The following is a 13,441-nucleotide window of genomic DNA, read 5'->3' on the forward strand; positions in this document are numbered from 1 at the left end:
TCAGAGAATAGATGATAAAAAATAATCTCAGTTTATAGAAATAGATGGAGAACAGCTTTTGGATAAACAGAATCTCTCTATTGGAGAAAGTGGAGTCTGAGTTACCATTATCAATAAATATAATCTTAAAATCGTTGTGGATAAAACTTGAACCTTAATCTTTTGAATGTACAATAATTGTTAGTTTTGTATGCTGGATTTGTTGTGTAATCTATAGACGATTAAGAAGAAAATAAAAATGATAAAAAGATTGCGAAATGGTGGACATATTTGAAAATTACCTATCCTCAACAGGAAGACTATCCGTCGAAGAAATTAACTTTTCTTTGCAGTTCTTCAAACCGATCCGATTAAAAAAGGGTGATTTTTTTATTCGTGAGGATGAATCCTGCGCCCATGTTGGGTTTATCGCTAGTGGCGCTGTAAAAGCATTTGCGATCGACAAAGAGGGAAAGGAAAATATAACATGCTTCAAGTTTGAAAATGAATTTGTTACTTCTTTTCCCGAGTTTGTAGCGCAAGAAAAATCCAGAAGGAATATAAGGGCTATAGAAGATAGCGTACTCTATAAGATAGGCTACTTGGATTATCAGCACCTGCTTAGTCAGGTAGCTGCTTTGAATGGAGTTATAAAATCAGTAATGGAGCAGGAATATAACCAAAAGGAACGTTATCTGCTGAATTACAATAATAGGTCGGCTGTGGATAAATACCGTCATGTCCTATCTAACGAACCGATGCTCGTCCAGCGTGTACCGACGCAGGATTTGGCATCATACCTGGGCATTACGCAGCGATCGCTTACACGGGCGAAGGGACAAATACATAGACCCAGCGTATTATAGGACAAATGTCCTTATATAGTAATGATCAGTGATGTAGATTTGCAGAAAAAACTATGTTACGTCAAATAGCTCCCGAAGTATTCCAGATTTCACTGATGCCGCGAAACGGTATCAACTGCTATATTATTGAAGGTGTATTGGTAGACTCCGGAATACGGAGTTCATATACGACTGTAATGAATGCTCTTCAGAAAATCCCTGTTTATCAGCATATACTTACACATGCTCATGCAGACCATCAGGGCTGTAGTGATCAGATATGCGCTGAATTCGGTATACCTTTACTCTGCCATCCTGACGAAGTATTTAGAACCGAAACGGGTATGGTAACCAATGACTATCCAACTCCGCAACATTGGGTAGCAAAGCTTCAACAAAAGTACTGGGCAGGTCAGGGACATCAAGTCGAACAGACAATCGTTGAAAATGATAGGATCGGAAACTTTCGGGTAATAGAGACGCCCGGCCATTCGGCAGGTCATATTTCGTTATTCCGTGAACGGGATGGTGTTTTGATAATTGGAGATGTGGCGACAAATATGCACCTGCTCACGACAGTGACTGGTCTGAGACTTCCGCCAAACATATTCACCTCAGATCAGCAGTGCAACATCAAATCGCTCCAGAAGCTGGCGCAACTGCATCCTGCCATTATCTGTTTCGGCCACGGACCGGTCATGAGAAATACAGATCGGAAGTTTGAACAATTTGTTGCTAAATGCAGTTGGATTATTTAAAGATAGATTGTAATGTGAGCCAATAGATTATTAATTTCTACAGGTTTCATATTGTCAAACCAATAATCCGGATTTTTCATTTTTTAATTGAGGCAGTACATTATTCATTAAATTCTCCAAATTAGCTCTACTTGGAAATTTTATAATATAAAAGCAATGATAAATACGGTATTTTGTTCTTCAGAATCAAAATACTTACCAATACCAGATAGACCTGTTTGAACAATCCCGTTATATAGATTTAAAATAATCTAACAGCTTATTATAAAAAAACTCCCTGTGCTCAATTTAATAATGAATATTGAAGATGATAGCTGTTCGAAAGATTAACTAAAACAGTATCTAAACTTGATTTATGAGGTAATGAAGCAGACTATAAAAAAGATTCGCTGGGAAATTATTTTGAAAAAATCTATGAAGAAAGATTATTATGATTCAATAAATATAAAAGTAAGTATTTAGATTTACAAAAATCAAAAACGTTTTATTTATAGTATAACCAGAAAAGGGGATTTCTCTTTAATATTGCATCCTGAAAAAATGATATTTTGCCAACTCCTGTTGTGCAAAGTCTCATGATTTTGAACTTTGTAAAATTCTTTCCCTCTGAATATTGGCCTCGTATTTATAAATAAAGCCACTGTATGTACAGCGGCCTTTATGTTTGTTGATAAGAAATTTCCTTCTTTTAGCTTAAATCTGACATGATGATCTTTAAAATCCATTTATTGTCATTTTTTTTGAAGTAAACAAACTCTCTCGAATCGCCTTGATTAAAATTTTAAAAAAGAAAAGAGAGAGTTTGTAAAAGGAAATACTTAAAACAATTCAATTGATACAAAAGATGCTAATTTTCACATGGTATTTAAATTTTAGAAAAATTAAAACTGTATAATTAAAGCCTATTATTGCATCATAGAAATTAATTGAATTAAATATTCTTATTAAGTTTATAATCCTGCTGGAGCAGAGCCAGTGCCTGTACTTGCTCCCCCAAGATTTGCCGTCACGTCCGAAAGTGTCTTAACCTGTGAATTATTAAGAATAAGACAATATATAGTCCATGTTCCATTAGTAGAAGATGAACCACCATTAAAATCTGCAGTGAGTCTCCAGGTTCCACCGGAGGTAAACGCATTAACGTTAACCGGATTGTATGTGCTGCCTGCGACATTACTGGTTAAGCCTGGGTCACTAAAGCTGCTTCCTACAACCACTACAGTGTAATTAGCTGTAGAAATATTTGTATTAAAGTCGCTTATCCAATCTTTGTTAACATTGCTTATTACATATTTTACATAACTAAAAGCTTTATTGTTGGTTGCTGTACCAGCCACCATTACCTCTCCCGTACTGTTATCTCGGACTAATGTAGATACAGAAGATGAAGATGTCGAACTAACAGTTCCAATTCTCACTTTGCCATTTACATCCAGCTGCTGTGCAGGAGAATTGGTTCCTATACCAATCCTGTCGTTTGTTGCATCAACGCTAAAAGTATTATTGTCAAAATTAATGGCATCAGTTCCTGTAGCTGTTACAGCAAGTTTGTTAGCCGCTGTAACTCCTGAAATAGTAGTAGCCTCAATAAGACTACCTCCCAGTTTTACGTTGTTGCCTGACATTGTAAGCCCGTTATTCGCACTGTAAACAGGTGATGTGGTGGAGTTAATAACTTTCTGCCAAATAGTTCCGTCAAAATAATAATAGCCTGCAGCATTGATGTTGGCGGTTTTGGCGGTTGATGAAGACACAGCAGCTGTAGCATAAACCAAAGTTCCTGTCTGATTTGATCCGTATTGCGTATCGGCAGCCTTAATCTGGTCTCCTGTAAGTCTTGGAGCAATTACCCCTTCCGGTGTACTGCCGTCTGTGTTTTTGGCGGTAATATCCAAAGTAGCCTTTGGACTGGTATTATTAATTCCGACTTGTGCAAATGCAAGTCCTGTGGAAAGCAAACCTGCCATTAGAATAATCTTATTTTTCATTTTTTTTTCATTATTTAGGTTTGATACAATAGGTATCTTATAGTAATTTTTAATTTGATATTCGATTGGTAAAATCAATATATCGGTGGAGGACGTGAGGAGTATGTAAAATTAAAATTGACCAATAAAAGGCTCTTGTTTTTTATTCTTGTATTGAGTGGTTTCTCAAAAAAAGCCAATTGGTAAACATTCCAAGACGATGTCTTTATACTATTTTTATATTGTGTTTGAGGAAAGCAAAATTGCTGTATCGAATTATTGTAAAATGAAAAAGAATTGATTTTTTCAAGCGGTTTAAAAAGAAATACATTATAATGAGTTGAATCTTTGTTTAAAGTCTTTCTTTTTAGAGGTTTTTGCGGTAGTTTACTAAGCCTTTTTAATTTCTTTCCTACAGTCTTTTCTAAATCACTTTTATTTTTAACATGAACTACAACAGCATTAGAATTTTCTTCTAATCCCCAAACTTTCACATCGTCTGAGACAAAAATTAATTCTTTTTTATCAGCAGCTACTATTTTTAAAGAAGAATCATTTTCTTTTAACAAGCTGTCTTGTTGTGAGAATATTAAAATGGGATTAATCAATAATAAGAATAACAGAATCATTATACCTTTAGATTCTCTCCATAATGAAGAGATTTTGTTGTTGAGATATAGATATAATGTTTTCAAGAATTGTGTTTTTTTTTCACATTAGTACAGATATTGACTAATTTTTTTTGTTGGCAGTTTGAATGTATTGTAAACCAACTGGATATGATTACTGGTACAATATTACATTCCGAACTTTATATTTTGCAAAACTTTGCCTATTACATATATAGTACATCTCTATAACTATTTGATAATTAGACTTATAATTATTAATTAAATAGGTGGTTTGTGTTTAATCTATTCACTTTATTGTGATTTTAATGATATTTAATTAATGCTTTTGTTTTGAATAGAGAGCTATGGCGAACTGAAAATAGAGGTTGGATTTTATACTATAAGGCAGTTTTAGCAGATCAAACTAGAGTTTATTCTTAAGTTGTGAGAATGATAATTTGTAGTGCTAGATTTTGGAAATTGCAAAAACACTTTTGAGGTTAAATAATAAGATGACATTCCTGAAAAATAAGCTAGAACAATCAAAAATTTTAAATGTCATAGGTATGTCATGCATGTGTTGTGTTTATATTTTGTTCTCTAAATATTTTATCACTGCCTCTGAAAATAAGATTAGAGGTTTTTAGATTTACAAAAATCAAAAACGTTTTATTTATAGTATAACCAGAAAAGGGGATTTCTCTTTAATATTGCATCCTAAAAAATGATATTTTGCCAACTCCTGTTGTGCAAAGGCTCATGATTTTGAACTTTGTAAAATTCTTTCCATCCGAATATTGGGCTCGTAGTTATAAATAAATGAAGGCCACTGTATGTACAGCGGCCTTTATGTTTGTTGATAAGAAATTTCCTTCTTTTAACTTAAAATCTCACATGGTGCTACACAATACACCCATGGGCATCTTTTAATTCCCGGAGGTGGACAGCATGTTTCAGAGCAGCTTACTGCTCCGCCATTAATACTTTTCAATTGGTCTCTTGAAATTTTTTTAGAATTTTTCATAGTCAGGTTATTGAGTTAAACATAAAGTTATGGCTGATTTCCGCCGCCACATCCGTCATATGGCATGCATTGCCATTTTCCTCCGATTAAACATAATTGACCGCCTCTGCAGTCGATTCCACCCTTAATTGTTTTCAATTCCTGTCTTTCGATTTTTTTTAAATTTTTCATAATATTTTTTAGGTTTAATTCTATTCGAAATTAATCAAATTTTATCAACTATTGTGGGATTATTGTAAAAATATTTGTTTATAATTAATTAAATGATTTGTATTTTTCATTTATTTTGTTGAATTGAGTAAAGTTAATTTGTGGGCAAATAGGCTTTAAAAGTAAGGTTGATAGAATCCATAAAGGTTTGATTTTGTTTCTATAAAATCTTGTCCTGTGACAAGTCCGTTTTCATAATGACTTGCTAATTTTGTTTAAAGTTTAATTTACCAAATCTGATCATATTATGAAAACTCTATTTAAATTCTCTACATTACTGGTTTTAGCCATAATCCTTACCGCAGCTCAAGTATATGGACAAAAAGTAAAACCTTCCGAAAGTGGTTATGCGTCTGTTAATGGCATTAAAGTTTATTATGAAATGTATGGTAAGGGAAAACCTGTTGTATTGCTGCACGGTGCTTTTATGACGATCGATATGAATTGGGGACAACTGATCCCGGAACTGTCTAAAAACAGAAAAGTAATAGCTCTTGAATTACAAGGACACGGACATAGTCCGTTTTCAGAACGAAAATTATCACATGCTACGCTGGCAAGTGATGTTACGAAGGTAATGGATTTCCTGAAAATTGACAAAGCTGATGTTGTGGGGTACAGTTTTGGAGGGGAAGTAGCTTATCAATTGGCTATACAGAGCCCGGAAAGGCTGAATAAATTGGTTATTATTTCATCAACCTATAAAACGAATGGCTGGCTTCCTGAAGTAAATAAAGCCTTTGAAGGAATGAAACCAGATCTCTTTACAAACAGCCCTCTGCATACTGGCTACAATGCTGTAGCGCCGGATAAAACAAAATGGACAAAATTCCTGGAGCAAATGATAGCTTCTGCCGGACAGCCTTTTGACTTGGGGGATGATAATATTTCTAAAATTCCGGCACCTGTTCTAATCATAGCCGGTGATAATGATGGGCTGGATAAAATAGAACTGGCAAAAACCTATAAGTTGCTTGGTGGTAATATTTCTGCGGATATGGCACCTATGCCCAAGTCCCAACTGGCAATTGTTCCTGGTCAGGGGCATGTAAGTCTGATGATGGAAACTACAACAATTCTGAACTATCTGAACAGTTTTTTAAAATAACTTGATATGGATATAAAATTTGAAGCCGGAATTAATATCGCTATAAAAATTCCAAAAAGTAAATACGAAAAGACTGTTGCTTTCTACAGGGATATTTTAAAATTAGACGTTGAAGAAAAACCCATAAAAAATCCTACTGTTTCCAGAACACACGAAGTAAAATTTGGTCATAACATTATATGGCTGGATTGTGTGGACAACTATACCCATTCCGAAACCTGGCTGCAGCTCATTGTTCCCAATGTAGAAGAGGCTACACAATATTTACGGTCAAATGGCGTGGAAACCTGTGACGAAATTGAAGAACTCCCTGAAAATATGCACTGGATTCCCGATCCTGCGGGAACGGTTTTTAATTTGCAGCAAAAGGAATAAATTCAGATATTCAATAGATGAAATTCCGTCATAAAATTATATTGGCAAATTGTATAATTTTAATACCTTTAGCCATCAAATCATTAAAATTATACAATTTGCCATGCAGACGAAACGATTTACTTTTATGGTAACTATTTTTTTTCTGGTAGTAAGCTCAACCATATTTTCACAGAAAACAGCCACTTTAAATTCCTTATTAGATAAAAACTCAGAATTTGTTTTCCCGCAGACTACTGATAAGATCTCAAAAGCACTGAATGTGAAAACCGTTTTTTATGAAGATGCCAATGAAGAAAAATATGCGAAATGGCCTACAAAAACAGGATTGGAGCTTTATTGCAGTTTGGAGAAAGACAATGCTGTTAATGAGATGTTTTTTTCAACTTCAGACAATAAACCTTTAGTGGTAGAGGGATTGCCTTTTGGCCTTATCCTGAATAAAAGTACATTGCAGGATAGTAAAACCAAGTTCAGTAAATACAATGCAAAAACACAGAAATTAGCTTCAGGCAGTGAGTTTCCAGGAGGCTCAAAGCTGGTTTTTAAGAAAGGGAAACATTATGCGACTTTGCTTTTTGATAGTAAAAACCTGTTGAAATCACTCGGCTTAACTACAGAACTTGTTGATCCGGCTGCCAATTAATTGCTGGAAAAACTTCAAAATATTAAAAAATCCGCCAATATTTGGCGGATTTTTTAGTATAAATGGATCAGCTTTAAAAAGCTATATCGTTAATCCATGATTATTTTTCACTTCAGCCATCACAAAAGTACTGTGTGTACTCCCGATTGAATCTACGGATCCAAGCTTATTGAAAACAAAATCCTGGTAATGTTTCATATCTCTTACCTGAACTTTCAGAAGAAAATCAAAATCACCGGAAATATTGTAACATTCAGCAACTTCTTCAATTTCTAAAATTTCTTTTACAAAATCATAACCCACAGATCTGTCGTGAATTTTCAGTTTAATCTGGCAGAAAACCGTAAATCCCCGGTTCAGTTTTTCAGCATCAAGAACTGCGGCATATCTTTTAACAAATCCGTCCTGTTCCAGTCTTTTCACCCTTTCAAAAACAGGTGAAGTAGAGAGGTTCACTTCCTTTGCCAATTCTTTAACGGTCAGTTTTGCATTTTTCTGGAGCAGCCTGAGCAGCTGTAAGTCCTTATCATCGAGTTGTTCCACAGAATATTATTCTTTTAAATAATTAAAACAGTCAAATGTAAAGAATTATATTCTTTTATTTTTGTTTTCAAAAGTTTAATTTGCTTAATTATTTCTTTTTAATTGTATCTTTATTCTGTATTGTTAATTTTACACAAAATTAAAAACTTTTACTCAAAGCAATTGTTAAAGGTAAAAGTACAGTTCTTTATAGATACTTCATCAAACAGGAAAGGTTTTACTTAAGGTAGATTAATAGGGAATCGTGTGAAAATCACGAGCTGTCGCGCAACTGTAAGTAACACATCAAAGGTTTCTGTCCTTGCAGATCCACTGCCAAAAGCGGGAAGGATGACGGAAACTGTTACAAGTCAGGAGACCTGCCTTTACTGAATTGACAATGCTTTCGCGGTCTGAAGCTTTTGGGTCATACAGATGATATATCGGATTCATGTATTTTCTCTCAAAGGGAAACTGCATTGTTCGCTATGTCATTATTTCCTGAAATTTTTATCCGTTAAAACATGCAGAAGCATTTTAAAGGGCTTTAATATTAAGTTTAATTAAAAAGTTTAAAAAAATGCAAACTCACATTCTGGGCTATCCGCGTATTGGTAGCAAAAGAGAACTCAAAAAAGCCTGCGAGCAGTATTGGTCAGGTAAAATCCTTTTGGAAGAACTTCTGAACACAGGTAGAAATATCTGTAATCAAAACTGGAATATCCAGAAGGAAGCAGGAATAGACCTTATCCCGTGTAATGATTTTTCCTATTATGATCAGGTATTGGATATGAGCCTTGTGGTAGGAGCAATCCCGACTCGTTATCATGAAGTAGTGCTTAAAAAAAACAATTCTGAGCTGGATCTTTACTTTGCCATGGCAAGAGGATATCAGAAAGATGGACTGGATATCACAGCAATGGAAATGACCAAATGGTTCGATACCAACTATCACTATATCGTTCCGGAATTTTATAAAAACCAACAATTTAAACTAAGCTCAGACAAAATTTTCAATGAATTTGCCGGAGCAAAGCAGGCTGGGATCAATGCTAAACCTGTTATTATCGGTCTGGTTACTTATCTGCTATTAGGAAAAGAAAAAGAAGAAGGATTTGATAAGTTAGATCTTGCCGGAAATCTTCTTCCTGTGTACATAGAAATTTTAACCAAACTTCAGGAGCAGGGTGCTGAATGGATTCAGTTTGATGAACCTTTTCTGGCATTGGATTTAACAGAGAAAGCAAAAGAAATCTATCTTTCTGTATATGCTGAAATAAGAAAACGTTTCCCAAAACTGAAATTTATCGTTGCTACTTATTTTGACGGATTAAAAGATAATACATCGCTTGCCACTTCACTTCCGGTGAACACACTACATATTGACTTGGTTAGAAATCCTGAACAGCTGGATGATATCCTGAATGTTATCCCGGAAAGCTTAAGTCTTTCATTAGGGGTAATTGACGGCAGAAATATCTGGAAAAATGATTATGAAAAATCGCTGTCTTTCATCAGAAAAGCAGTTGAGAAATTAGGATCTGAAAGAATTTTCATTGCACCATCATGTTCATTGCTTCATTCACCGTGTGATCTGGATTTTGAAACTAGTCTTAATCCTGAAATCAAAAACTGGCTGGCTTTTGCCAAACAAAAAGTAGCGGAAGTGGTAACCCTTAAAGAACTGGCAACAGGAACAGAAAATGAACAGGTTCTTGAAGCATTCGAAGAAAATAAAAGAGCTATTGAGAACAGAAGAACTTCTTCTCTTATTCATAATGATCAGGTGAAACAAAGAGCCAATGCTGTTACTGAAAAGGATGCTCAGAGAATAAATACCTTCAAAATCCGAAAAGAAGAACAGCAGGAAGTATTGCAGCTTCCTTTATTCCCAACTACCACCATCGGATCATTCCCGCAGACAATAGAGGTAAGAAGCTGGAGAGCCCAATTCAAAAAAGGAGAGCTTACGGCAGAGCAATATGATACTTTACTGAAAGAAGAAACTCAGAGAACAATCCGCTGGCAGGAAGAAATCGGTATAGATGTACTGGTTCACGGGGAATTTGAGCGTAACGACATGGTAGAATACTTCGGAGAACAGCTGGAAGGATTTGTATTCACCAAAAACGGATGGGTACAAAGCTACGGAAGCCGTTGTGTAAAACCTCCTGTAATCTTTGGTGATGTTTCCCGCCCGACTCCTATGACAGTTTACTGGTCTCAATATGCACAATCCCAGACTGAAAAATGGGTAAAAGGAATGCTTACAGGTCCGGTTACCATCTTACAGTGGTCTTTTGTACGTGATGATCAGCCTCGTTCCGAAACGTGTAAACAAATTGCTTTGGCGATCCGTGATGAAGTTGTGGATCTGGAAAAAGCTGGGATCAGGATTATTCAGATTGACGAACCTGCTATCAGAGAAGGACTTCCGTTAAGAAAAACAGACTGGCAGAATTATCTGAAATGGGCTGTAGAAGCCTTTAGAATTTCAGCAAGTGGAGTAGAAGATGCGACCCAAATCCATACGCATATGTGTTATTCAGAATTCAATGATATTATTGAAAACATTGCTGACATGGATGCGGACGTGATTACCATAGAATGCTCCCGCTCTCAGATGGAACTGCTGAATGCTTTTGCCGATTTTAAATATCCAAATGAAATTGGTCCCGGAGTATATGACATTCACTCACCAAGAGTTCCGTCAAAAGAAGAAATGATCGAACTGCTGAGAAAGGCCCAGAATGTGATTCCTGCCAATCAACTTTGGGTAAACCCAGACTGCGGACTGAAAACAAGACACTGGGATGAAACCGAAAAAGCTTTAATAGCAATGGTAGCAGCTGCTAAAGAAGCTTCCGTAGAATATGCACTTTAGAAAACTTTAGAAATAATTAGATACAATCACCCGGATCGTGCCATGATATTCATGGCACGATTTATTATGGTAATCCTTTAAAACATTGATGAAATATTGAATTATTTTGCCTGCAATGTGCTTGGAGGATAACCAAACTGTTTTTTAAATGCAAAGGAGAAATGGGATAAATTTTCAAATCCCAGATCCAGATAAATGTCAGAAACGGATCTTCCTTTTTGAGTAAGCAGAAAATGAGCTTCTTTCAGCCTTCGAAGCTGGAGCCACTGTCTTGGCGGTATACCAAAGATCTTTTGAAAATCTCTTTTAAATGCAGACAAACTTCTTCCCGTTAAATAAGCGAAACGCTCAACATTAACGTTGAAATGAAAATTCTTATTCATAAAAGCTTCAATATCTATTTTAAAAGGCTCAGAAAAATCAAATAAAATATCCTTAAGACCCGGATCATAGTTCAGCAGTAGCAGTAAAGCTTCTTTTTGTTTGAGACGCAGTATCTCTTCAGAAGCAGAAAGATCTTCATAGGCTAATAATGAATACATGAAAGAAGTCAATGCTTTTTGCTCTGGTTTTATATAGGCGGGAACATGATCTTTCTTTTCTGCCTGATACCCGTATTCACGGCTGAAATCATGAAGCATTGCATCATCAAAATAGATGGATACGGTTCTTATTTCACCATTTTTAGGAGGATATTTTGCAAATTTCAATAAGCTGTTTTTCCTTGCGGAATAGAGTTCGCCTTCTTTGAATATCGTTTTCGTAATACCGTCGTTCAGTTCCATCTCTCCGGAAAGAACCAGCCCAAGGCTATGTATCTGGGCAAACTGTTCTCCTTCTCTGAATTCTGAGAAGTAACAGGAGTAATTAATAGGGAAAGGAATTTTATTGTCGCTCATCTTTCAGACGGGTATTTCTTGATAGATTCTTATTCAAACTTACAAAACTTTTTTTATGATTATATATTTAAATTCCCCAAAGCCCAATATTCATGGACTTTGAGGAATATAATATTAGGCAAGGATGGCTTTGGGCTCCAGATAGGCTTCCAACCCGAATGTACCAAACTCACGTCCGATACCACTTTGTTTAAATCCACCAAAAGGAGCATAAGGATCATGCGCAAATCCATTAATACAGATTCTTCCGGCATCAATCTGTGCAGCTACACGTTCTGCATGTTCTTTATCGGCAGAGCTGATATAGGCTGCCAGACCGTAAGTTGTGTCATTAGCAATAGAAATTGCTTCTTCTTCATTGGCATAAGGAATGATAGAAAGCACAGGCCCGAAAATTTCCTCCTGAGCAATGCGCATATCATTGCGAACATTGGTAAAGATGGTTGCCTTTACAAAATTACCGCTTTCAAGACCTTCCGGTTTTCCTTCACCACCTGCAAGCAGAACGGCTCCTTCTTCTTGTCCCAGTCGGATATAACTTTGTACTCTTTCAAACTGTTTTGCACTTACCATAGGTCCTACAAGAGTATCTTCTTCATTAGGATTTCCTACTTTTACCTGTTCAGCGGCTTTTTTAGCCAGCTCATTCACTTCATCCAATCTGTTTTGAGGAACAAGCAGACGGGTAGGAGCAATACATGCCTGTCCATTATTCATATAAGCTCCGAAAACCGCCATAGGAATTGCTTGATCAAGATTGGCATCTTCAAGGATAATATTAGGAGACTTTCCGCCAAGTTCTAAGGTTACTCTTTTCATCGTGTCTACAGCTCCTTTTGCAATCGCTTTTCCAGTTATTGTAGATCCTGTGAAAGATATTTTTGCGATATCCGGATGCTGTGTAATTTCAGCCCCAACTACATTTCCCAATCCGTTTACAATATTGAATACTCCTTCTGGTAAACCTGCTTCATGAAAACATTCCGTGAGCAGCTGAGTTTGCACGGCACTCATTTCACTTGGTTTGATAACGGCTGTACATCCGGCAGCAATAGCAGTGGCAAGCTTATTACAGATGAAACTGTTGCTGGCATTCCATGGAGTAATAATTCCTACTACGCCTAAAGATTCAAAACGTACTTTAGAATGTCCGACTGTTCTTTCGAAGTCATAAGATTCTAAGGTGTTGATGGTGGTTGTAAAGGCGGAAATTGCATTTTGAACACTCATTCTGCAGAATTGCAATGTTCCTCCGTATTCATTCACCATGGCAGAAACCAATTCATCTTCTCTTTTGCTTACTGCTTCATGAAGCTTTTTAAGAAGACTGATTCGCTCTTCTTTTGTTGTTTTTGAAAATGTTTTAAAGGTTTTCTTCGCGGCAGCAATCGCCATTCGGGTATCTTCTTCATTTCCCAGAACTACTTCTCCGGTTTTCTCATTGGTAGCAGGGTTTATGAGATCAAAAGTGTCTGTACCTTTTGGGGTAACGAATTCTCCGTTTACGTAAATTTTATTAATCTGTATCATTTTGATGATTTTAATACTACAAATTTCGGCAGAAACAGAAAAGATAAGTTTGTTGTAAAGCTCAATTTTTGTTTGTTGTATGG

General features: G+C 35.9%; 13 protein-coding genes and 1 riboswitch. Of the genes, 6 read left to right on the forward strand and 7 right to left on the reverse strand.

Annotated features, from left to right (window positions below):
* Nucleotides 1-257 precede the first annotated feature (257 nt).
* Together LKL37_RS04120 and LKL37_RS04125 are read left to right on the forward strand one after the other, a co-directional pair.
* Nucleotides 258-845 carry a Crp/Fnr family transcriptional regulator gene (locus LKL37_RS04120; RefSeq protein ID WP_431609332.1) on the forward strand — a complete coding sequence of 196 codons (588 nt, stop codon included), beginning with the start codon at nt 258-260 and terminating at the stop codon, nt 843-845.
* A 53-nt stretch (nt 846-898) separates the two neighbouring features.
* On the forward strand, nt 899-1,582 hold the full coding sequence (locus tag LKL37_RS04125; RefSeq protein ID WP_431609333.1) for an MBL fold metallo-hydrolase: 684 nt from the start codon (nt 899-901) through the stop codon (nt 1,580-1,582).
* Between the two features lie 950 nt (nt 1,583-2,532).
* Here LKL37_RS04125 and LKL37_RS04130 read toward each other — a convergent pair.
* From LKL37_RS04130 to LKL37_RS04145, 4 genes are all read right to left on the reverse strand, one after another.
* Complete coding sequence (locus tag LKL37_RS04130; protein WP_431609334.1) at nt 2,533-3,570, reverse strand: hypothetical protein; 1,038 nt, start codon at nt 3,568-3,570, stop codon at nt 2,533-2,535.
* Nucleotides 3,571-3,644: 74 nt separating this feature from the next.
* A complete protein-coding gene (locus LKL37_RS04135; protein WP_431609335.1) occupies nt 3,645-4,244 on the reverse strand; it encodes a hypothetical protein in 600 nt (199 codons plus the stop codon).
* A gap of 793 nt (nt 4,245-5,037) precedes the next feature.
* Nucleotides 5,038-5,184 carry a bacteriocin-like protein gene (locus LKL37_RS04140; protein ID WP_431609336.1) on the reverse strand — a complete coding sequence of 49 codons (147 nt, stop codon included), beginning with the start codon at nt 5,182-5,184 and terminating at the stop codon, nt 5,038-5,040.
* A 27-nt stretch (nt 5,185-5,211) separates the two neighbouring features.
* Entirely contained in the window at nt 5,212-5,355 is a 144-nt protein-coding gene (locus LKL37_RS04145) for a bacteriocin-like protein (protein WP_002980068.1), read from the reverse strand.
* Between the two features lie 286 nt (nt 5,356-5,641).
* Here LKL37_RS04145 and LKL37_RS04150 point away from each other — a divergent pair, with 286 nt between their 5' ends.
* The 3 genes from LKL37_RS04150 (at nt 5,642) to LKL37_RS04160 (ending at nt 7,523) form a co-directional block, all read left to right on the forward strand.
* Nucleotides 5,642-6,502 carry an alpha/beta fold hydrolase gene (locus tag LKL37_RS04150; protein ID WP_431609337.1) on the forward strand — a complete coding sequence of 287 codons (861 nt, stop codon included), beginning with the start codon at nt 5,642-5,644 and terminating at the stop codon, nt 6,500-6,502.
* A gap of 6 nt (nt 6,503-6,508) precedes the next feature.
* Nucleotides 6,509-6,877 carry a hypothetical protein gene (locus LKL37_RS04155; RefSeq protein WP_431609338.1) on the forward strand — a complete coding sequence of 123 codons (369 nt, stop codon included), beginning with the start codon at nt 6,509-6,511 and terminating at the stop codon, nt 6,875-6,877.
* Nucleotides 6,878-6,980: 103 nt separating this feature from the next.
* A complete protein-coding gene (locus LKL37_RS04160; RefSeq protein WP_431609339.1) occupies nt 6,981-7,523 on the forward strand; it encodes a hypothetical protein in 543 nt (180 codons plus the stop codon).
* 81 nt (nt 7,524-7,604) lie between these two features.
* On the opposite strand, the gene LKL37_RS04165 is transcribed toward LKL37_RS04160, so the two are convergent.
* Nucleotides 7,605-8,066, reverse strand: a complete 462-nt coding sequence (locus tag LKL37_RS04165; protein WP_079241360.1) for an Lrp/AsnC family transcriptional regulator — start codon at nt 8,064-8,066, stop codon at nt 7,605-7,607.
* A 195-nt stretch (nt 8,067-8,261) separates the two neighbouring features.
* Nucleotides 8,262-8,447: riboswitch (cobalamin riboswitch) on the forward strand.
* A 178-nt stretch (nt 8,448-8,625) separates the two neighbouring features.
* On the opposite strand from LKL37_RS04165, the gene metE reads away from it, so the two are divergent.
* The gene (gene metE / locus LKL37_RS04170; protein ID WP_431609340.1) at nt 8,626-10,929 is read left to right on the forward strand and encodes a 5-methyltetrahydropteroyltriglutamate--homocysteine S-methyltransferase; all 2,304 of its coding nucleotides are present in this window, start codon (nt 8,626-8,628) and stop codon (nt 10,927-10,929) included.
* Between the two features lie 101 nt (nt 10,930-11,030).
* Here metE and LKL37_RS04175 read toward each other — a convergent pair whose 3' ends face one another.
* Together LKL37_RS04175 and LKL37_RS04180 are read right to left on the reverse strand one after the other, a co-directional pair.
* Complete coding sequence (locus LKL37_RS04175) at nt 11,031-11,828, reverse strand: helix-turn-helix domain-containing protein (RefSeq protein WP_431609341.1); 798 nt, start codon at nt 11,826-11,828, stop codon at nt 11,031-11,033.
* 114 nt (nt 11,829-11,942) lie between these two features.
* Entirely contained in the window at nt 11,943-13,358 is a 1,416-nt protein-coding gene (locus LKL37_RS04180; RefSeq protein ID WP_431609342.1) for an aldehyde dehydrogenase family protein, read from the reverse strand.
* Between the last annotated feature and the right edge of the window lie 83 nt (nt 13,359-13,441).

Origin of the sequence: Chryseobacterium sp. 'Rf worker isolate 10', from assembly GCF_050753305.1 — a bacterium.
In the GTDB taxonomy this organism is placed as follows: Bacteria; Bacteroidota; Bacteroidia; order Flavobacteriales; family Weeksellaceae; genus Chryseobacterium.